22 protein-coding genes are annotated in these 17,807 nt (G+C 63.6%); 11 read left to right on the top strand and 11 right to left on the bottom strand.

Translation table 11 applies throughout. The features are described 5' to 3' along the window. Nucleotides 1-22: 22 nt before the first annotated feature. The 3 genes from clpX to clpP form a co-directional block, all read right to left on the bottom strand. Entirely contained in the window at nucleotides 23-1,300 is a 1,278-nt protein-coding gene (gene clpX / locus EXZ48_RS07220) for an ATP-dependent Clp protease ATP-binding subunit ClpX (RefSeq protein ID WP_024270647.1), read from the bottom strand. 265 nt (nucleotides 1,301-1,565) lie between these two features. Next, the gene (locus tag EXZ48_RS07215) at nucleotides 1,566-1,931 is read right to left on the bottom strand and encodes an MmcQ/YjbR family DNA-binding protein (RefSeq protein WP_050743020.1); all 366 of its coding nucleotides are present in this window, start codon (nucleotides 1,929-1,931) and stop codon (nucleotides 1,566-1,568) included. 26 nt (nucleotides 1,932-1,957) lie between these two features. After that, complete coding sequence (gene clpP, locus EXZ48_RS07210) at nucleotides 1,958-2,590, bottom strand: ATP-dependent Clp endopeptidase proteolytic subunit ClpP (protein WP_023513714.1); 633 nt, start codon at nucleotides 2,588-2,590, stop codon at nucleotides 1,958-1,960. 275 nt (nucleotides 2,591-2,865) lie between these two features. Between clpP and ggt the strand changes: the two genes are divergently transcribed. Continuing rightward, nucleotides 2,866-4,617, top strand: a complete 1,752-nt coding sequence (ggt, locus tag EXZ48_RS07205) for a gamma-glutamyltransferase (protein WP_165909307.1) — start codon at nucleotides 2,866-2,868, stop codon at nucleotides 4,615-4,617. Here the strand turns inward: ggt and EXZ48_RS07200 are convergent, their stop codons facing one another. Further along, nucleotides 4,618-5,004, bottom strand: coding sequence for a type II toxin-antitoxin system VapC family toxin (locus tag EXZ48_RS07200; protein ID WP_130515028.1), 387 nt, complete (start codon nucleotides 5,002-5,004; stop codon nucleotides 4,618-4,620). Continuing rightward, nucleotides 5,001-5,246 carry a type II toxin-antitoxin system Phd/YefM family antitoxin gene (locus EXZ48_RS07195; RefSeq protein ID WP_130515026.1) on the bottom strand — a complete coding sequence of 82 codons (246 nt, stop codon included), beginning with the start codon at nucleotides 5,244-5,246 and terminating at the stop codon, nucleotides 5,001-5,003. The genes EXZ48_RS07200 and EXZ48_RS07195 overlap by 4 nt, the downstream gene beginning before the upstream one ends. A 98-nt stretch (nucleotides 5,247-5,344) precedes the next feature. On the opposite strand from EXZ48_RS07195, the gene EXZ48_RS07190 reads away from it, so the two are divergent. Then, nucleotides 5,345-6,595: a cytochrome P450 gene (locus EXZ48_RS07190; protein ID WP_023513737.1), complete on the top strand. Its 1,251-nt coding sequence runs from the start codon at nucleotides 5,345-5,347 to the stop codon at nucleotides 6,593-6,595. A 12-nt stretch (nucleotides 6,596-6,607) separates the two neighbouring features. Here the strand turns inward: EXZ48_RS07190 and EXZ48_RS07185 are convergent, their stop codons facing one another. From EXZ48_RS07185 to EXZ48_RS07170, 4 genes are all read right to left on the bottom strand, one after another. Then, entirely contained in the window at nucleotides 6,608-6,952 is a 345-nt protein-coding gene (locus EXZ48_RS07185; RefSeq protein WP_130515024.1) for a cupin domain-containing protein, read from the bottom strand. A 61-nt stretch (nucleotides 6,953-7,013) separates the two neighbouring features. After that, entirely contained in the window at nucleotides 7,014-8,297 is a 1,284-nt protein-coding gene (locus EXZ48_RS07180; RefSeq protein WP_130515022.1) for an O-acetylhomoserine aminocarboxypropyltransferase, read from the bottom strand. Between the two features lie 115 nt (nucleotides 8,298-8,412). Further along, nucleotides 8,413-8,841, bottom strand: a complete 429-nt coding sequence (locus EXZ48_RS07175) for a CoA-binding protein (RefSeq protein WP_130515020.1) — start codon at nucleotides 8,839-8,841, stop codon at nucleotides 8,413-8,415. 65 nt (nucleotides 8,842-8,906) lie between these two features. Next, on the bottom strand, nucleotides 8,907-9,344 hold the full coding sequence (locus EXZ48_RS07170; protein ID WP_023513733.1) for a CoA-binding protein: 438 nt from the start codon (nucleotides 9,342-9,344) through the stop codon (nucleotides 8,907-8,909). 241 nt (nucleotides 9,345-9,585) lie between these two features. Here EXZ48_RS07170 and EXZ48_RS07165 point away from each other — a divergent pair, with 241 nt between their 5' ends. Genes EXZ48_RS07165 through EXZ48_RS07155 form a run of 3 tightly spaced genes read left to right on the top strand, consistent with a single transcriptional unit; the run spans nucleotide 9,586 to nucleotide 11,016 of the window. After that, nucleotides 9,586-10,422 (top strand): EamA family transporter, encoded by an 837-nt coding sequence (locus EXZ48_RS07165; protein WP_023513732.1) that lies wholly within the window; start codon nucleotides 9,586-9,588, stop codon nucleotides 10,420-10,422. Between the two features lie 58 nt (nucleotides 10,423-10,480). Beyond that, a complete protein-coding gene (locus EXZ48_RS07160) occupies nucleotides 10,481-10,750 on the top strand; it encodes a type II toxin-antitoxin system Phd/YefM family antitoxin (RefSeq protein WP_130515018.1) in 270 nt (89 codons plus the stop codon). Next, nucleotides 10,747-11,016 (top strand): Txe/YoeB family addiction module toxin, encoded by a 270-nt coding sequence (locus tag EXZ48_RS07155; RefSeq protein ID WP_130515016.1) that lies wholly within the window; start codon nucleotides 10,747-10,749, stop codon nucleotides 11,014-11,016. The genes EXZ48_RS07160 and EXZ48_RS07155 overlap by 4 nt, the downstream gene beginning before the upstream one ends. 4 nt (nucleotides 11,017-11,020) lie before the next feature. Here the strand turns inward: EXZ48_RS07155 and EXZ48_RS07150 are convergent, their stop codons facing one another. Further along, nucleotides 11,021-11,836 (bottom strand): enoyl-CoA hydratase, encoded by an 816-nt coding sequence (locus EXZ48_RS07150; RefSeq protein WP_130515014.1) that lies wholly within the window; start codon nucleotides 11,834-11,836, stop codon nucleotides 11,021-11,023. Between the two features lie 137 nt (nucleotides 11,837-11,973). On the opposite strand from EXZ48_RS07150, the gene EXZ48_RS07145 reads away from it, so the two are divergent. The 6 genes from EXZ48_RS07145 (at nucleotide 11,974) to EXZ48_RS07120 (ending at nucleotide 16,561) form a co-directional block, all read left to right on the top strand. After that, the gene (locus EXZ48_RS07145; RefSeq protein WP_023513730.1) at nucleotides 11,974-12,405 is read left to right on the top strand and encodes a PaaI family thioesterase; all 432 of its coding nucleotides are present in this window, start codon (nucleotides 11,974-11,976) and stop codon (nucleotides 12,403-12,405) included. Between the two features lie 229 nt (nucleotides 12,406-12,634). Further along, on the top strand, nucleotides 12,635-13,099 hold the full coding sequence (gene rplM / locus EXZ48_RS07140; RefSeq protein WP_023513729.1) for a 50S ribosomal protein L13: 465 nt from the start codon (nucleotides 12,635-12,637) through the stop codon (nucleotides 13,097-13,099). Nucleotides 13,100-13,101: 2 nt separating this feature from the next. Beyond that, the gene (gene rpsI / locus EXZ48_RS07135) at nucleotides 13,102-13,578 is read left to right on the top strand and encodes a 30S ribosomal protein S9 (protein ID WP_023513728.1); all 477 of its coding nucleotides are present in this window, start codon (nucleotides 13,102-13,104) and stop codon (nucleotides 13,576-13,578) included. Nucleotides 13,579-13,705: 127 nt separating this feature from the next. Next, nucleotides 13,706-14,659 carry an agmatinase gene (gene speB, locus EXZ48_RS07130; RefSeq protein WP_130515012.1) on the top strand — a complete coding sequence of 318 codons (954 nt, stop codon included), beginning with the start codon at nucleotides 13,706-13,708 and terminating at the stop codon, nucleotides 14,657-14,659. 130 nt (nucleotides 14,660-14,789) lie between these two features. Continuing rightward, nucleotides 14,790-15,722 (top strand): N-acetyl-gamma-glutamyl-phosphate reductase, encoded by a 933-nt coding sequence (gene argC / locus EXZ48_RS07125; protein ID WP_023513726.1) that lies wholly within the window; start codon nucleotides 14,790-14,792, stop codon nucleotides 15,720-15,722. Beyond that, the gene (locus tag EXZ48_RS07120; protein WP_130515010.1) at nucleotides 15,719-16,561 is read left to right on the top strand and encodes an aminoglycoside phosphotransferase family protein; all 843 of its coding nucleotides are present in this window, start codon (nucleotides 15,719-15,721) and stop codon (nucleotides 16,559-16,561) included. The genes argC and EXZ48_RS07120 overlap by 4 nt, the downstream gene beginning before the upstream one ends. A 5-nt stretch (nucleotides 16,562-16,566) precedes the next feature. Here EXZ48_RS07120 and EXZ48_RS07115 read toward each other — a convergent pair whose 3' ends face one another. Beyond that, on the bottom strand, nucleotides 16,567-17,658 hold the full coding sequence (locus EXZ48_RS07115) for a COX15/CtaA family protein (protein ID WP_130515008.1): 1,092 nt from the start codon (nucleotides 17,656-17,658) through the stop codon (nucleotides 16,567-16,569). Between the last annotated feature and the right edge of the window lie 149 nt (nucleotides 17,659-17,807).

The raw sequence follows: 17,807 nt of genomic DNA, 5'->3' as shown, positions 1-17,807 counted from the left end.
TTCCTGAACGGGTTTGGCGCGATCAGGCCGAAACGTTGGCCTTCTCGTCGGTGCGCTCCGAGTAGATGTAGAGCGGACGGGCCGACCCCTTGACCACCTCGTCGGAGATGACGACCTCGCGCACGCCTTCCAGCGTCGGAAGTTCGAACATCGTGTCGAGCAGGATCTTCTCCATGATCGAGCGCAGGCCGCGCGCACCGGTCTTGCGGACGATCGCCTTGCGGGCGATCTCGCGCAGCGCGTCCTCGTGGAAGGTCAATTCGACGTCTTCCATCTCGAACAGGCGCTGGTACTGCTTGACCAGAGCGTTCTTCGGCTCCGACAGGATCTGGATCAGCGCGTCCTCGTCGAGGTCTTCGAGCGTCGCCAGGACCGGCAGACGGCCGATGAATTCCGGGATGAGTCCGAATTTCACCAGGTCTTCCGGCTCCAGTTCGCGCAACACTTCACCGACGCGGCGGTCTTCCGGCGAGCGGACCTGTGCCCCGAAGCCGATCGACGTCTTTTCGCCACGGGCGGAGATGATCTTGTCGAGACCGGCGAACGCACCGCCGCAGATGAACAGGATGTTCGTCGTGTCGACCTGCAGGAATTCCTGCTGCGGATGCTTGCGACCACCCTGCGGCGGTACGGATGCAACCGTGCCTTCCATGATCTTCAGAAGCGCCTGCTGCACGCCCTCGCCCGACACGTCGCGGGTGATCGACGGGTTGTCGGACTTGCGCGAGATCTTGTCGACTTCATCGATATAGACGATGCCGCGCTGTGCGCGCTCGACGTTGTAATCGGCGGCCTGAAGCAGCTTCAGGATGATGTTCTCCACGTCCTCGCCGACGTAACCGGCTTCGGTCAGCGTCGTGGCGTCGGCCATGGTGAAGGGTACATCGATGATGCGGGCGAGCGTCTGGGCGAGATAGGTCTTGCCGCAGCCCGTGGGGCCGACCAGCATGATGTTCGACTTCGCCAGTTCCACGTCCGAGCCCTTGGCGGCATGCGCCAGTCGCTTGTAGTGGTTGTGCACCGCGACCGACAGGATGCGCTTTGCCTGCTGCTGGCCGATGACATATTCGTCGAGAACCTTGATGATATCCTGGGGCGTGGGAACGCCGTCACGGGATTTCACCATGGAGGTCTTGTTCTCCTCGCGGATGATGTCCATGCACAATTCGACGCATTCATCGCAGATGAACACCGTCGGTCCGGCAATCAGCTTGCGGACCTCGTGCTGGCTCTTGCCGCAGAAGGAGCAGTAGAGGGTATTCTTGGAGTCGCCGCCGTTGCTGCCGCTGACCTTGCTCATATCACTTTCCTTCCAGCACGCCGTTCATCTCCCGGAAGATGGCCGGACCACTCAAACCGCCTTTGCCGGATACGCCTACGCGCCCTTTCAAAGGCTCCAGGGGTACTGACCGGCCCGGGCCCCGCCCTTGAACCGGTTGCAACGCATTCCCCGTTTAAACACCGAATGCTAAGCCGTCACAAATCAACATAGCATTAACGGCCAATATTACCGGCTTTGTGGCGAGGATAAAGCCCCGCGATCATTACAAATCGCGTGATTGCCTTCATCCGCGCATTAGGCCAAGATCGGAACGAGCCTTGCGCGTCAGTTTCGCCGCCACCAGACCGTGACTTTCCCTTAGATAGTCACACAACGCCGCATCATCAACTGATTCGCCCGTTTGCCGCTGGATCCACTTCATTCCGCGCGAGGCGAGATAGGGTGCTGGACGGCACCCCGGCTGCTCGCTCAGAATGTCGAAGGCGATGTCGGACACCTTGAACGTGACCGCAAGCTCCGCCGTGTCGCTCCATCCGGCAATGGCGAAAACCTTCTCGCCGACCTTCCAGACATGCGCCCCGCCCCATTGCACCACGTGGTTTGTGGCGGGGAGCGAAGCGCAGAAGGCGTTGTAGTCGTCGAGCGTCATGAGATCCTGCGGCGTCGAACGAGGTGTTACGTGGCGTCCGCGCCCTCGATCGCCTCGCGGCTGGTGATGACGCGATCGACCAGACCCCAGTCCTTCGCCTCGTCGGCGCTCATGAAATGGTCGCGATCAAGCGTCTGCTCGACTTCCTCATAGGTGCGGCCGCAATGTTTGACATAGACCTCGTTCAGCTTGCGCTTCATCTTGAGGATGTCCTTGGCGTGGCGCTCGATGTCCGATGCCTGGCCCTGGAAGCCGCCCGAGGGCTGGTGCACCATGATGCGGGCGTTCGGCGTGGCAAAGCGCATGTCCTTGTGGCCGGCGGCCAGCAGCAGCGAGCCCATCGAGGCGGCCTGGCCAATGCACAGCGTCGAGACAGCCGGCTTGATGAACTGCATCGTGTCGTAGATCGCCATGCCGGACGTGACGACGCCGCCCGGCGAATTGATGTAGAGCGCGATTTCCTTCTTCGGGTTTTCGGCCTCAAGGAAGAGAAGCTGCGCGCAGACGAGCGTGGCGATATGATCCTCGACCGGACCCGTCAGGAAGATGATGCGCTCCTTCAGGAGGCGTGAATAGATGTCGTAGGAACGCTCGCCGCGGTTGGTCTGCTCGACGACCATCGGCACCAGAGCCATGGCGGTATCTACGGGATTTCTCATGTCAATCCTTCATCGGTGTGGCCCTGAAACCCTTCGCAAACGTTGGGAATCAGCAAGTTTCGTCTTCCCTACATAGAGTGTGAGGGTGGCGGACTTCAAGACAGGTGCGTGTTTTGCGGCGCTCTATGCGAGAATGCAGTTAACTGACGCAACGGGCGGCGGCGATTTCCACAACCGAACCGCCGGCAAGGTGAAGGAAGGGTAAATCGCTCCCAGGCCTTGCCTCCTCCCGGTAATCGTCTGCACTATATCTCCCTCCAGTGGAGGTAGCCATGATGAAACGATCTCTCGTCGCCCTCGGGCTTCTTTTCCTGACATCGGCCGGGGTATCCGCCCAGCAGGCGTCCGATAGCGTCGCGCCGGAGCGCGCAACCGGCCTTGCGGCGGCGAAGGTCGTCACCGCGAAGGCCCATCTGGTGGCGGCCGCCCACCCGCTCGCGGCCGAGGCCGGCGAAAAGGTTCTTGCGGACGGCGGCAGCGCAATCGACGCCATGATCGCCGTCCAGACCGTGCTCGGCCTTGTCGAGCCGCAATCCTCAGGCCTCGGCGGCGGCGCCTTTCTCGTCTACTACGATGCCGGGACCGGCCGGCTCACCACGCTCGACGGCCGCGAGACCGCGCCGATGGAGGCGACACCCAAGCTCTTCCTCGACGAAAAGGGCGAGCCGCTGAAATTCTTCGACGCCGTCGTCGGCGGGCGCTCCGTCGGCACACCCGGCACCGTCATGCTGATGCAGGAGGCGCACAACCGCTGGGGCCGCAAGCCCTGGAAGGACCTCTTCGTCCCCGCCGAAACGCTGGCCCGCGACGGTTTTTCCGTCTCGCCGCGTCTTGCCGGCCTGATCGCCACCGAGGGCGACCGGCTGAAGACCTTCGAGACGACAGCCGCCTATTTCTTCGGCGCGGATGGCGCGCCGCTGAAGGCCGGCAGAATCCTCAAGAATCCGGCCTATGCCGAGACGCTTTCGGCCATCGCCGGTGGCGGCGCGCCGGCCTTCTACACCGGCACTATCGCCCAGGGCATCGTCGATACGGTGCGCAGTTCCGGCAAGAATGCCGGCGTGCTCTCGCTCGCCGACCTTCAGAACTACCAGGTGAAGGAGCGCCGGCCGGTCTGCACCTCCTACCGCGCGCTCGACGTCTGCGGCATGGGACCGCCCTCCTCCGGCGCAGTCGCCATCGGCCAGATGCTCGGCATGCTGGAAAATTTCGACCTCAAGGCACTCGGCAAGGACAATGCCGAAAGCTGGCGGCTGATCGGCGACGCACAGCGCCTCGCCTTCGCCGACCGCGAACGCTACCTTGCGGACACGGATTTCGTGCCCGCCCCCATCAAGGGGCTTCTCAACAAAACCTATCTCGGAGAGCGGGCCAGGCTGCTCGACGGCGACAAGGCACTTGCCGAAGATGCCGTGACGGCGGGCAAGCCCGAATGGGACCACGCCTTCGACTTCGGCCGCGACGCCGCACTCGAACTGCCCTCCACCAGCCATTTCGTCATCGTCGATGCAGCAGGCAATGTGGTCTCCATGACGGCCACGATCGAGAACGGCTTCGGCTCGCGGCTGATGACCGGCGGTTTCCTGCTCAACAACGAACTCACCGACTTCTCCTTCAAGACCCATGACGAGGGCATGCCGGTTGCCAACCGCGTGGAGCCCGGAAAACGCCCCCGCTCCTCCATGTCCCCCACCATCGTGCTGAAGGATGGCAAGCCCGTGCTGGCCATCGGCTCTCCCGGCGGCAGCCAGATCATCGGCTACGTCGCCCAGGCGCTGATCGCCCATATCGACTGGGGCATGGATGTCGGCCAGATCGTCGCCATGCCGCATCTCATCAATCGATTCGGCCCCTACGACCTCGAAGCCGGCACCGCAGCGGAAAAACTCGCCGCGCCTCTGAAGGCGCTCGGCTACGAGGTGAAGGTGGGCGAAATGAACTCCGGTCTGCACGCCATCGCCATCTCAACCGACGGCCTCACCGGCGCTGCCGATCCGCGACGGGAGGGTGTTGCCGTCGGGAAATGATCAGACGAGCCGCACCGGCCCGTCGTAGTCGGCGACGCGCGCGTCCGCCGTCAGCAACAGCAGGCCCTCATATCTCGCCTGTGCGATGAGAATGCGGTCGAAAGGATCACGATGCAGGGGTGGCAGGTTCGCCACGGCGATGGCATGGCCTGCAGCGATCGGCAGTTCGATGTAACCGTTGTCGACCAGGCCCCGCCGCAGGCGTCCGGCATCCGCTTGAAAATCCGGGCGGCCGAGGCTCGATTTGATGACCACCTCCCACAGGCTCGCCACGCTGAAGTGGAGGGCGTTGTCCGGATCCGCCATCAGCGCCATCGCGGTGCCGCTCAGCCGCTCCGGGCTTGCCGCCGCCAAGAGTAGCAGGTGTGTGTCGAGGAGCAGCTTCATTCGTCACCGGAAAACTGGCGGGTGATTTCATCCTCGCCCATCCGGTCGAAATCGTCAGGAACCGTCAACTGCCCGCGCAGAAAACCGAAACGGCTCACCCTCCCCTCATCCGGCGCATCGAGCGGCACGACCTTGACCATCGGCTTGCCCGCCTTGGCAATAACGAAGCTTTCCCCTTTCGCCGCCTGCTCGACAAGGCGCGAAAGATTGGTCTTCGCATCGTGAATGTTAACCGTGCGCATCGTCATCTCCATGGACTTAGTTTATCAAACTTAGTTCACAATCATGAACAAATCAAATTCCGGTTTCACCCGGTGCCGGAATACGCTACCGGTCTTTGATGACCACGACACATATCCCCTTCCTGTCCATCGACCCCGCCAGCCGCCGCGTCTCGCTCGACGGCCGCAATCCCGATTTCTACCGCGCTCCGAACCCGGTCTACGCGGCGCTGCATGCACACTGTCCCACCTTCTGGTGGGAAGAGCAGAAGATGTGGTATTTCACCGGCTACGACCATGTGAACGGCCTCCTGCGCGACCGCCGCTTCGGCCGGCAGATTTTGCATGTGGCGACGCGCGAGGAGCTGGGCCTGCCGGAGCCGCAGGCGCATCTTGCCCATTTCGACGCTGCCGAGGCCTGGTCTCTGCTCGAACTGGAACCGCCGGAGCACACGCGGCTGCGCACCCTCGTCAACCGCGCCTTCGTCTCGCGCATGATCGAGAAGCTGACGCCAGAGATTTCCGCGCTCTGCCACGAAGCGATCGACCGGTTCGAGAAGGACGGGAAGGTCGAACTGCTCGCCGCCTTCGCCGATATCCTGCCGGTAACGATGATCGCCCGCATGATCGGCATTCCCGACGAGATGGGGCCGCAGCTCCTGAAATGGTCGCATGCCTATGTGCGCATGTACATGTTCGGCCGCACGCCGGAAGACGAGATTATCGCCGACAAGGCGGCGGAGGAATTTTCCGACTATGTGCGCAGCGTCATCGCCGAGCGCCGGGCGGAGCCGCGCGACGACCTGCTTTCGCATATGGTGCACACCGAGCACCGCGGCCAGCTTCTCACCGAAGACGAGCTGATCTCGACGACCATCGTTCTGCTCAATGCCGGCCACGAGGCGACGGTGCACCAGATCGGCAATGCCGTACGCAGCATTCTGGAGAGCGGCGCCGATCCCAAAGTGATTTTCGCGGATGAGAAGGCGACGGAACGCACGGTCGAGGAATGCCTGCGCATTTCCGCCCCGGTGCACATCTTCGACCGTTTCGCGCTTGAAGATGTCGAACTCGACGGCATTCATTTCCGCCGGGGCGACAAGGTGGCCATGATTCTCGCCGCCGCCAATCTCGACCCGAAGAAATTCACCGATCCCCTCGCCTTCAAGCCGGATCGCAACGAAGGCGCCAACCTCTCCTTCGGCGCCGGAATCCACTTCTGCATCGGCGCGCCGCTCGCAAGGCTGGAACTCAACATCGCCCTGCCGATCCTCTTCCAGCGCCTGCCGGGGCTGAGGATCGCGAAAGAGCCCGCGGTGAAAGACGTCTATCACTTCCACGGGCTGGAGGCGCTGGAACTGGCGTGGTGAGGTCCGGAAACCCTAGACGCGGATGACGTAGTCCTTGCGAGTCGTTTCAACGACTTCCCAGGTTCCCCTGAAGCCGGGTCTCAGGATCAGGCGGTCGCCGGCCTTCAGGTGCGTGATCTCGCCATCTTCCGATACCAAGATCGAATATCCCTCGAGGATGTGGAAATACTCCCACTCGTCGTACTGGACGCGCCATTTTCCCGGCGTCGACTGCCAGATGCCGGCATAGATGCCGCCGTCGGCTTCCTCGATGTTCCAGGTGGTGAAGACCGGGTCGCCGGAGATCAGCCGGTCGGCGGCCGGGCGGCCCTCTTCGGGTGTGATGCCGGAGACATCGAAGGATTGCGTGTTGTTCATGGATCTGTCCGCCTGCTGAAATGGGCCGCCTGCTGAAATGGCGCGGGCGGCCCGCTAAGATTCACGCCTTGGCCAACGCCTGCTCGATGTCCGCGATGATGTCGGCGACATCCTCGATGCCGATCGACAGGCGCACGACATCGGGACCGGCGCCGGCGGCCACCTGCTGCTCCTCGGTGAGCTGGCGATGGGTGGTCGAGGCCGGGTGGATGACGAGGGAGCGCGTGTCGCCGATATTGGCGAGGTGCGAAAGCATTTCCAGACCTTCGACAAAGCGCTTGCCCGCTTCGTAGCCGCCCTTGAGGCCGAAGGTGAAGACGGCGCCGGCGCCCTTGGGCGAGTAGCGCTGCTGGGTGTCATGATTGGGATCGTCCTCGAGGCCCGCATAGGTGACCCAGGAGATTTTTTCATGGTCCTTCAGCCACTTGGCAACGGTGAGCGCATTGTCGCAATGGCGCTGCATCCTGAGCGGCAGGGTTTCGATGCCGGTCAGGATCTGGAAGGCGTTGAAGGGCGAGATGGCAGGGCCGAAATCGCGCAGGCCCAGAACGCGGCAGGCGATGGCGAAGGCGAAATTGCCGAAGGTGGCGTGCAGCACCATGCCGGCATATTCCGGACGCGGCTCGGAGAGCGCAGGGTACTTGCCGGAGGCAGTCCAGTCGAAGGTGCCGCCATCGACGATGACACCACCCATGGAATTACCGTGGCCGCCCATGAACTTGGTCAGCGAATGCACGACGATGTCGGCACCGTGCTCCAGCGGGCGCACGAGATAGGGTGTCGCCATGGTGTTGTCGACGATGAGCGGCAGGCCGTGGCGGTGCGCCACTTCGGCAATGCCGGCGATATCCACGAAGGTGCCGCCCGGATTCGCCAGGCTCTCGATGAAGATCGCCTTGGTCTTGTCGTCGATCTGGCTTTCGAAGGAGGAAAGATCGGCCGTATCGGCCCAGCGCACATGCCAGTCGAAACTCTTGAAAGCATGGCCGAACTGGTTGACCGAGCCGCCATAGAGCCGGCGTGCGGCGATGAAATTGTCGCCCGGGCGCATGATCGTGTGGAAGACGAGAAGCTGGGCGGCATGGCCCGAGGCGACGGCGAGCGCCGCCGTGCCGCCTTCGAGCGCCGCGACGCGCTCCTCGAGCACGGCCTGGGTCGGGTTCATGATGCGGGTATAGATATTGCCGAAGGCCTGGAGGCCGAAAAGCGAGGCAGCGTGGTCCGTGTCGTTGAACACGAAGCTCGTGGTCTGGTAGATCGGCGTGGCGCGCGCGCCCGTCGTCGGGTCCGGCTGGGCGCCGGCGTGGATGGCGAGCGTTGCAAATCCGGGCTTGTTCTTCGTCATGAAATGGCCTCCCTGGCTGAAGTCGGGCGCACTATTTTAGAGAGCTAAGAGCCGGTCAAAGAAAGATTTTCCGGAAAAGCACGGGTGCGGCGATACGCGTTGCGCCGATGGCGAATTACGCGACGAGACGGGGATACTCGATCGCCGGGCAACGATCCATGACCACCTTCACGCCCGCGGCCTCCGCTGCCGCCGCCGCCGCGTCATGGCGCACCGAGAGCTGCCCCCAGACGACCTTGGGCAGCGGATTCAGCGCCAGCACCTCCTCCACGACCGACGGCAACGCATCCGCTGCGCGGAAAACGTCGACCATGTCGATCGGCTCGACGATATCGGCAAGACGGCCGACGACGGGCTGGCCGAGGATTTCCTTGCCGGCCTGGCCGGGATTGACCGGGATGACGCGATAGCCCTTGCGCAGCAGGAAGGCCATGACCCGGTGGCTGGGGCGCTCCGGATTGGGCGAGGCGCCGACAAGCGCAATCAGCCTGGTCGAGCGCAGGATATCGGCGATGTAATAGTCCGGATAGGAATCATGGTTCATGCGGCTACCCCGTTTTGCTGCCGGAGAATTGGGGTAACGTTGCGTGAAGTCAATATGCGCGGCGCTCAGGAGGCCTTGAGCATCAGCACCGGATATTCCGTCACGGGGCAGCGATCCATGACCACCTGGATGCCGGCAGCTTCCGCCCGCGCGGCGGCGGCATCGTCGCGCACCGTGAACTGGCCCCAGAGCACGGAGGGACGCGGGGCGAGCGCCAGCACCTCGTCGACGACGGCAGGGAACTGGCTTGCCGCGCGAAAGACATCGACCATGTCAATCGGCTCCGCGATATCGGCGAGATGCGCATAGACCCGCTGGCCGAGAATGGTCTTGCCGGCATGGCCGGGATTGACGGGGATGACGTGATAGCCCTTGCCGAGCAGGAAGCCCATGACGCCGTGGCTCGGCCGACCATCGTTCGGCGAAGCGCCGAGCACCGCGATCGTGTGCACGGATCCGAGAATGTGGCGGATGTAGCTGTCGGGATAGTGATCGTGGTTCATCGCTGCCTCCTCCGGCGTTCGCGACCGTCTCTCACATGTCTTCCTGCCTGCCAGACTAGCGCAGAACCTTAAAGAAGACGACCGCGCCGGAGCAGCCGTTCAGCCACCGATTGTGCCATTGTGGGTCAACTTCGGCCGATTTGCCGCTAAACCCGCGAGAATCCCGATTGCAAATCGGTGAAATTGCGCAGATGAAGAACCGAGCCCCTCCCCCCAATGGCCTGCCCTTCGAGGTCCCAGATTGCCGTTAGACGTTCTTTTTCTCGTGCTGTTCGGCGCGGCACTTCATGCCGTCTGGAATGCCCTCGTCAAATCCGGCACGGACAAATCGCTCGACGCGGCCATGGTCTCGCTCGGCGGCGGCATGGTCGGCCTTGCCTTCCTGCCCTTCGTGCCCATGCCCAACCCGGCGGCCTGGCCCTTCGTGCTCACCTCGGCCGCCTTGCAGTTCGCCTATTTCCAGCTCGTGGCCGCGGCCTACCGGGCCGGCGACATCGGCCTCGTCTATCCGCTGATGCGCGGCGCCGCGCCTCTCCTGGTCGCGATGACAAGCGGCATCGTCCTCGGCGAGCATCTGACACCGGGGGCGATGGCCGGCGTTCTCGTCATTTCCGTCGGCGTGCTGACGCTCGCCTTCGAATCGCGCCACGGCAGCCGGCGGGCCATCGTCTATGCACTGGCGAATGCCGCCGTCATCGCCACCTATACCTTCGTCGACGCCGCCGGGGCACGGGCTTCCGGCAACGCCGTGTCCTATACGCTGTGGATGTCGCTGCTGCCGCCGGTGCTGCTCTTCGGCTGGGCCGTCGCGCGGCGGGGCAGCCGACCGGTCTGGACGCATGTGCGGCGCAACTGGGCGCGCGGCCTCTTCGGCGGCGCCGGCTCCATCGCCTCCTACGGCCTTGCCCTCTGGGCGATGACCAAGGCGCCGGTGGCCACCGTCGCGGCGCTGCGCGAAACCGCCATCCTCTTCGCCCTCCTCATCTCGGTCTTCATTCTCAAGGAAAAGGCCAGCATCTGGCGCTACATCGCCGGCGCGGTGATCGCGGTAGGGGTCCTGGTGCTGAAGCTGGCTTGAGGATTGAAAGCGAAGCCCGCAGGGCATATGTACGGATTGTTGTACAGAGGATGCCCCCATGAAGGTCGTCAGCCTTTCCGAACTGCGCGCGAACATCGCCAAGCACTTCGATAGCGTCGAAGCCGACCGGGATGAACTGATCGTCACCCGGCAGAACCGCGAACCGATGGTCGTGATGTCGCTTGCCGATTTCGAGAGCTGGAAGGAGACCGTGTATCTCACCGCCACCCCGGCGAACCGGGAGCATCTCTTGCGCTCGATCCAATCGCTGGATGGAGGCAAGGGTGAGGTAAAATCATTCGACGAGCTGATCACCACCAGCGAATGAAGATCTGCTTCTCACCCGAAGCCTGGGCCGATTTCACCTATTGGACGGAAACCGACCGCAAGACGGTGGATAAGATCGTCGTGTTGATCGGGGAATGCCGGCGGGAGCCTTTTTCCGGCCTCGGCAAACCCGAACCGTTGCGCGGCGAACTGAAAGGTTTCTGCTCGCGCCGGATCACGCAAGCGCACCGGCTGGTCTACCGCGTCACCGGTCGCGGCGCGGCCCAGCTGCTTGAAATCGCCGCATGCCGCTATCACTACGGCTGAAGCATCATTTCCACTCCGGCATGCGCTTGCCGAGAAAGGCGCCGATCCCCTCTTTCGCATCGTCGACGAGCATGTTGTCGGCCATTGCCGCGACGGCGACGTCGTAGGCTTCGGCGAGCGGCAAGCCGGCCTGGGCGCGGAAGGCGGCCTTGCCGATGCGCAGGGCCTGCGGCGACTTCGAGGCGATGACGGCGGCGTATTTGTCGACGACCTGGCGCAGGTATTGCTGCGGCACGATGCGGTTGACGAGGCCGAAATCCTTGGCCGTCGAGGCGTCGATCGTCTCGCCGGTCAAAAGCATTTCCATCGCCTGCTTGGGGTGCGCGGCGCGGGTGACGGCGACCATCGGCGTCGAGCAGAACAGCCCGATATTGACGCCGGGCGTGCAGAAGGTCGAGGTGTCCGTGCAGATGGCGAGATCGCAGCTTGCCACGAGCTGGCAGCCGGCGGCCGTGGCGAGGCCGTCAATCTCGGCAACGACGGGCTGCGGCAGCGCGGCGATCTTCAGCATGATATCGGCCGCCATGCGCATGGTCTTTTCGAAGAAGGCGCGGCCGCCGTCTTCATCCGTACGGCGGGCGGTCATTTCCTTGAGGTCATGGCCGGCGGAGAAGACTTTTCCGGTCGAGGCGAGCACGACGACGCGGGTGGCCTCGTCACCGGCCACGACATCCAGCGCGTCGCCAAGCGCCTCCATGACGGCAATCGAGAGGGCGTTGGCGGGCGGATTGTTGAGCGTGATACGGACGACCGGTCCCTGGCGCTCGATGCGCACCAGCCCGGCTGGTTCCTCTTTCCTTAACGACACCACATCCGCCATGATCGCCTCCATTCTGTTTCATCTGCGGTCCTACGCCTCGCGAGAGACGGTTTCAAGCGCGGCGACATAGACTTTGAGAGGGCTTGCTCCCCGGCACAAACCGGTCTGTAAACGCAGGGCAGACGAAGGAGAACGCCGTGAACCTGACGCCCATCATGGACCGGGACGCCCTGAACCGGTTCCTCGAAACCGATTTCCCGCAGATCCACACGGACGGAAAGGTTTTCGACGTGACCGAGGTCAGGTCCGGTACGGTCGTCATGCGGCTAGATCCGAACGAGCGGCACCTGCGCCCTGGTGGCACGGTCTCCGGCCCCACCCTGTTCGCGCTGGCGGATGTGGCGGCCTATTGCGTCGTGCTGGCGCATATCGGCCCCGTGGCACTCGCCGTCACAACCAGTCTCAACATCAATTTCCTGCGCAAGCCCGAACCTGGCCCGCTCTCCTGCACCTGCCGGCTTCTCAAGCTCGGCAAGCGGCTGGCAGTGATCGAGGCGTCGATTTTCGGCGCGGATGGCGAAGATCTGGTAGCCCACGCCACCGCGACCTATTCGATTCCACCGCGATAATTTGTGGTATCAAAATACCTCAGCAACAAGGTATTGTTTTTATTGAACTATCTTTAACGCCATCCAGGTCGCGTCCCTTGACGCCAAACTGGCTCTCGCTTATAAGCCACCCCAGATCGCGGCCTCTCGGGCTGCGTTCGTTTTTTTGGCATCCACAGGACGCCAAACCAAGCAACAAGAAACGCCCGTCGCCCAAAAGCCTCGGGATCGCAAAAGAAAGACATCTCCCATGGCAACCTTCGTACAGAAGCCCGCCGAGGTAGAAAAGAAGTGGATCCTCATCGACGCCGAAGGCCTCGTTGTCGGTCGCCTCGCTACCCTCATCGCCAATCGCCTGCGCGGCAAGCACAAGGCAACCTTCACGCCCCACGTTGACGACGGCGACAACGTCATCGTCATCAACGCCGACAAGGTCGTCTTCACCGGCAAGAAGTACTCCGACAAGAAGTACTACTGGCACACCGGTTACCCGGGCGGCATCAAGGAGCGTACGGCTCGCCAGATCATCGAAGGCCGCTTCCCGGAGCGCGTTCTCGAAAAGGCTGTCGAACGCATGGTTCCGCGCGGCCCGCTCGGCCGTCGCCAGATGAAGAACCTGCGCGTCTACGCCGGCTCCAACCACCCGCATGAAGCCCAGCAGCCCGTCGCCCTCGACGTCGCCAAGCTGAACAGCAAGAACACAAGGAGCGCCTGATAATGGCCGACCTCTCCTCGCTCAAGGACCTCGGCGTCGCCGCTGCAGCTCCGGCCGCTTCCGCCCCGGTTCACGTCAAGAAGGTTGACGCCCAGGGCCGTTCCTACGCCACCGGCAAGCGCAAGGACGCCGTCGCCCGCGTGTGGGTCAAGCCGGGCTCCGGCAAGATCACCGTCAACGGCAAGTCGTTCGAAGCCTATTTCGCACGCCCGGTTCTGCAGATGATCCTGCAGCAGCCGATCGTCGCGGCTGCCCGTGACGGCCAGTTCGACATCGACGCCACCGTCGCCGGCGGCGGCCTCTCCGGCCAGGCCGGTGCCGTTCGTCACGGCATCTCCAAGGCACTGACCTACTTCGAGCCGGGCCTGCGCTCGGTCCTCAAGAAGGGCGGCTTCCTGACCCGCGACTCGCGCGTCGTCGAACGCAAGAAGTACGGCAAGGCCAAGGCCCGTCGTTCGTTCCAGTTCTCCAAGCGTTAATCGCTCGGAAGGCTTGTTCTTCAGGAAAGGCCAGGGTTCGCCCCGGCCTTTTCGTTTTTCAGCGCGAAACCCCTTGCCTTCAAGATCGCGATTGGCGAACGTCCCGCCAGAATTCGGAGGGACACACATGGCCAACAAGACGATCGACCACGCCATCACCGCCAAGACGCTGAAAAGCGCCGCCTCGGACCCGACCCATGCGGGCATCCTCTCCTTCATGCGCCGGCGCTACACGAAAGTGCTTAAGGACGTCGACGCGGTGGTCTGGGGCATTCCCTTCGATGCCGCAACTTCCAACCGGCCGGGCACGCGCTTCGGGCCGCAGGCGATCCGCCGCGCCTCTGCCATCATGGACAACGACCCGCAATATCCCTTCGAGCGCGACCTCTTCGAGGACATGGCCGTCATCGACTACGGCGACTGCCTGCTCGACTACGGCAACCACCACAAGACGCCCGGCACCATCGAGCGCGAAGCCAAAAAAATTCTCAAATCCGGCGCCTATATGCTGACGCTCGGCGGCGATCATTTCATCACGCTGCCGCTCTTGCGCGCCCATGCGGAAAAATACGGCCCGCTCTCCCTCGTCCAGTTCGACGCGCATCAGGATACCTGGGCGGACGAGAAAGGCCGCATCGACCACGGCTCCTTCGTCGGGACGGCCGTGCGCGAGGGGCTGATCGACCCCGAAACGTCGATCCAGATCGGCATCCGCACCCATGCGCCTGATGATTGCGGCATCCGCATCCTCTATGGCTACGATGTCGAGGAGATGAGCGCCGGCGCGATCGCCGATGCGATCGTGCATCACATCGGCGATCGCGCGACCTACCTGACCTTCGATATCGACTGCCTCGATCCCGCCTTCGCCCCCGGCACCGGTACGCCCGTTTCGGGTGGCCCGTCGAGCGCGAAAATCCTGTCGGTCCTGCGCAAGCTTGGCGCGCTCAACATCGTCGGGTCCGATGTGGTCGAGGTCGCGCCGGCCTATGACCATGCGGACATCACGGCCATCGCCGCTTCCAACATCGCCATGTACATGCTGGGGCTGCACGCCGAAGCGCTCGCCGAACGACGCTGAAAACAGCACATTGAATGCGACGGACCAAGGGGCTATATCGGCCGGAAACCGCTTTCCGCAGGCGGCGACGCAAAACCGTCGCACGGTTCTGCTGGAATGCTTTCAGGCTTCTTGAAGGATTGGATTGCAGATGAAACCGAAGATCTTCATCGATGGCGAACACGGCACGACGGGCCTGCAGATCCGCACGCGCATGGCCGGCCGCGACGATGTCGAGCTGCTCTCCATCCCCGAAGCCGAGCGCCGCAATGCCAAGCTGCGCGAAGACCTCCTGAACAGTGCCGACGTTGCCATCCTCTGCCTGCCGGACGATGCGGCGAAGGAAGCTGTCGCCATGGTTGCCGGCAACAATTCCGTCCGCATCATCGACACCTCGACGGCGCACCGCATCCACCCCGACTGGGCCTATGGCTTTGCCGAGATGGACCGCGAGCAGCCGAAAAAGATCGCCGGCGCCCGCCATGTCGCCAATCCCGGCTGCTATCCGACGGGTGCGATCGGCCTCCTGCGTCCGCTGCGCCTCGCCGGCTTGCTGCCCGAGGACTATCCGGTCACGGTCAACGCCGTCTCCGGCTATACGGGCGGCGGCAAGCAGATGATCGCGCAGATGGAGGAGGCAGGCCATCCCGATCCCATCGACGCGCCGCACTTCCTTTATGGTCTGCCACTGAAGCACAAGCATGTGCCGGAAATGCAGGTGCACGGCCTTCTTGCCCGCGCCCCCCTCTTCTCGCCGTCGGTCGGAAAATTCCCGCAGGGCATGATCGTGCAGGTGCCGCTCTATCTCGCCGACCTCAACGACCACGCCTCGCTCGGCTCGATCCACGAGGCGCTGGTGGAGCATTATGCCGGCCAGGATATCGTCGAGGTCGTCGACCTCAAGGAAAGCGCCAACCTCGCCCGCGTCAACGCCGTGGAACTCGCCGATACGGACCGCATGAAGCTCTACGTCTTCGGCACCGCAGGTGCGCCGCACGTCAACCTCGTCGCCCTGCTCGACAATCTCGGCAAGGGCGCTTCGGGCGCGGCCGTGCAGAACATGGACCTGATGCTGAGGGGATGAGCAGCAGCCTGCCGCCCTTCCCCGCCGAATGGCGGATCGAAAATGCCGAGCCGATCGCCGATACCGTTGCCGGCAGCGTCTATGACGTGACGCTTGCCGAGGGTGTTCCTGCAATCGTCAAGCACCTGAAGCCGAAGGTTCTGGAAGACAGCCAGCGCGGCGCGGATTTCCTGGCCTGGCGCGACGGCGTCGGCTGCGTGAGGCTTCTTGCCCGCACCGGCACGATGCTGCTGATGGAACATGCCGGCAGGATAACCTTGCGGGACCATCTTGAAGCCCAGGGCGATGCGGACGCGACCCGCATCGCCGCGGAAGCGCTTCTCGCGTATCACCGCCCCTCCGAGACGCCACCGCCGACGAGCCTGCAACCGCTGCCGCGCTATTTCGCAAGCCTCTTCGACAAGGCCGAACGGGACCGCCGGGAGGGCTTCGCCGGCCCGTTCGCCGAAGCGGCGGACATGGCCGAGGCGCTGATTGCCGACCAGCGGGACATCAAGCCCCTGCACGGCGACCTGCATCACGAGAATATCGTCTACGGCCCGCGCGGCTGGCTCATCATCGATCCGGCCGGGCTGATCGGCGATGCGGCGCTCGATGTCGCCAACATGTTCTCCAACCCGCTCGACCGTTTCGACCTCAACCGCAGCGAGGAACGCATCGCCGCGATGGCCAGTGTCTTCGCCGAAACGCTCCAGCGCGATGTCCGCACCATCCTGCGCTACGCCTTCGCCTATGGCTGTCTGTCGGCGGCCTGGCATGACGAGGGAGGCGACACGGAAGAGTGCGACAACGAGCTTGCCGTTGCCGCCGCCATCCGCACCGTCCTCAGGCAGGTTTGAGCGGATCAGTCGTCCGCGATCTCCCTTGGATATTCACCGTAGAACCCGCGCCAATGGGCGATGGCAAAGCCGAGAACGACGAGCGCTCCCCCCTGATGCGCCAGCGCCCAGCCGAGCGGCACCTGCCAGATCAATGTCAGGATGCCGATCGTCGCCTGGAGACAGACGAGGCCGAACAGAACCAGCGCGCGGCGGGCATGCGTCGTTTCCGGCGCGGCACGCAGCGAGGCGATCATGTGCATGACGACGAGGGCAAAGAGCACGTAGGCGCCGATGCGATGGACGAACTGTACCGTCTTGGGGTTTTCGAAGAGGTTGATCCACCAGGGATTTTGCACGAAGAGGCCACCAGGCACGACGGCGCCGTCCATCAGCGGCCAGGTGTTGTAGGTGAGGCCCGCGTCGAGGCCGGCGACGAGCGCACCAAGATAGATCTGGAAGATCGCCATGCAGGCGATGATGCCGGCCATGCGGCGAGAACGGTCCGTCGGCGCGGCATCGTCGCTGTGCGGCGAGAGCACGCGCATCAACCATGCCGTCCAGGCGAAGATCAGACAGGCGATGGTGAGGTGCGTGGCGAGCCGGTACTGGCTGACCGAGACACGTTCGGCAAGGCCCGACGAGACCATCCACCAGCCGATGAAGCCCTGAAAACCGCCGAGCGCCAGGAGACCGACCAGCGGCCAGCGCAGCTTCTTCTCGATCCGGCCGGTCAGCCAGAAGAAGGCGAGCGGCACGGCGAAGACGAAGCCGATGGAACGGGCGATCAGCCGGTGGGCCCATTCCCACCAGAAGATCGTCTTGAACTCCTCGACGGTCATGTCCTTGTTGACCTGCTGGTACTGCGGAATGCGCTTGTAGAGGTCGAACTCCTCCTGCCACTCCACGTCGGTGAGCGGCGGCACGACACCGTGGATCGGCTTCCACTCGGTGATGGAGAGGCCCGATTCGGTGAGCCGCGTCGCGCCGCCGACAAGCACCAGCACGAACAGCGTGAACAGCACGAAACCGAGCCAGCGGCGCACCTGGCGGCGGTCGCGGTCGATCCTGTCCGTGTCACTGGGGCTGCGGTATGCGGTCGCGGTCGTGGCGCTCATCGTCTCGGCTCCTTTTCCGGAATGGCGGGCCGGCCGCCGTTCCGGTTCCTTTCTCGCGTCCTTCCGGGTGCAAAACCGCGCGCGCGGCTTCAGCGGGAAGGACTGTGGCGTTGATTTGCCTGACCGGCCCGTGCAAAACAAGGCCCGAA

The organism is Shinella sp. JR1-6, assembly GCF_004284735.1.
Classification (GTDB): Bacteria; Pseudomonadota; Alphaproteobacteria; order Rhizobiales; family Rhizobiaceae; genus Shinella.
The sequence above is the reverse complement of the archived record's forward strand: the minus strand, read 5'-3'. Positions and strand labels throughout refer to the sequence as shown.

Excerpts from the sequence above, each read along its gene's own strand:
- rplM (WP_023513729.1), top strand. The coding sequence starts at position 12,635 with ATGGCAACCTTCGTACAGAAGCCCGCCGAGGTAGAAAAGAAGTGGATC.
- rpsI (WP_023513728.1), top strand. The coding sequence starts at position 13,102 with ATGGCCGACCTCTCCTCGCTCAAGGACCTCGGCGTCGCCGCTGCAGCT.
- argC (WP_023513726.1), top strand. The coding sequence starts at position 14,790 with ATGAAACCGAAGATCTTCATCGATGGCGAACACGGCACGACGGGCCTG.
- EXZ48_RS07120 (WP_130515010.1), top strand. The coding sequence starts at position 15,719 with ATGAGCAGCAGCCTGCCGCCCTTCCCCGCCGAATGGCGGATCGAAAAT.
- clpP (WP_023513714.1), bottom strand. The coding sequence starts at position 2,590 with ATGAGAAATCCCGTAGATACCGCCATGGCTCTGGTGCCGATGGTCGTC.
- EXZ48_RS07155 (WP_130515016.1), top strand. The coding sequence starts at position 10,747 with ATGAAGATCTGCTTCTCACCCGAAGCCTGGGCCGATTTCACCTATTGG.
- clpX (WP_024270647.1), bottom strand. The coding sequence starts at position 1,300 with ATGAGCAAGGTCAGCGGCAGCAACGGCGGCGACTCCAAGAATACCCTC.
- EXZ48_RS07200 (WP_130515028.1), bottom strand. The coding sequence starts at position 5,004 with ATGAAGCTGCTCCTCGACACACACCTGCTACTCTTGGCGGCGGCAAGC.
- ggt (WP_165909307.1), top strand. The coding sequence starts at position 2,866 with ATGAAACGATCTCTCGTCGCCCTCGGGCTTCTTTTCCTGACATCGGCC.
- EXZ48_RS07185 (WP_130515024.1), bottom strand. The coding sequence starts at position 6,952 with ATGAACAACACGCAATCCTTCGATGTCTCCGGCATCACACCCGAAGAG.
- EXZ48_RS07175 (WP_130515020.1), bottom strand. The coding sequence starts at position 8,841 with ATGAACCATGATTCCTATCCGGACTATTACATCGCCGATATCCTGCGC.
- EXZ48_RS07215 (WP_050743020.1), bottom strand. The coding sequence starts at position 1,931 with ATGACGCTCGACGACTACAACGCCTTCTGCGCTTCGCTCCCCGCCACA.
- speB (WP_130515012.1), top strand. The coding sequence starts at position 13,706 with ATGGCCAACAAGACGATCGACCACGCCATCACCGCCAAGACGCTGAAA.
- EXZ48_RS07195 (WP_130515026.1), bottom strand. The coding sequence starts at position 5,246 with ATGCGCACGGTTAACATTCACGATGCGAAGACCAATCTTTCGCGCCTT.
- EXZ48_RS07190 (WP_023513737.1), top strand. The coding sequence starts at position 5,345 with ATGACCACGACACATATCCCCTTCCTGTCCATCGACCCCGCCAGCCGC.
- EXZ48_RS07170 (WP_023513733.1), bottom strand. The coding sequence starts at position 9,344 with ATGAACCACGATCACTATCCCGACAGCTACATCCGCCACATTCTCGGA.
- EXZ48_RS07150 (WP_130515014.1), bottom strand. The coding sequence starts at position 11,836 with ATGGCGGATGTGGTGTCGTTAAGGAAAGAGGAACCAGCCGGGCTGGTG.
- EXZ48_RS07115 (WP_130515008.1), bottom strand. The coding sequence starts at position 17,658 with ATGAGCGCCACGACCGCGACCGCATACCGCAGCCCCAGTGACACGGAC.
- EXZ48_RS07180 (WP_130515022.1), bottom strand. The coding sequence starts at position 8,297 with ATGACGAAGAACAAGCCCGGATTTGCAACGCTCGCCATCCACGCCGGC.
- EXZ48_RS07160 (WP_130515018.1), top strand. The coding sequence starts at position 10,481 with ATGAAGGTCGTCAGCCTTTCCGAACTGCGCGCGAACATCGCCAAGCAC.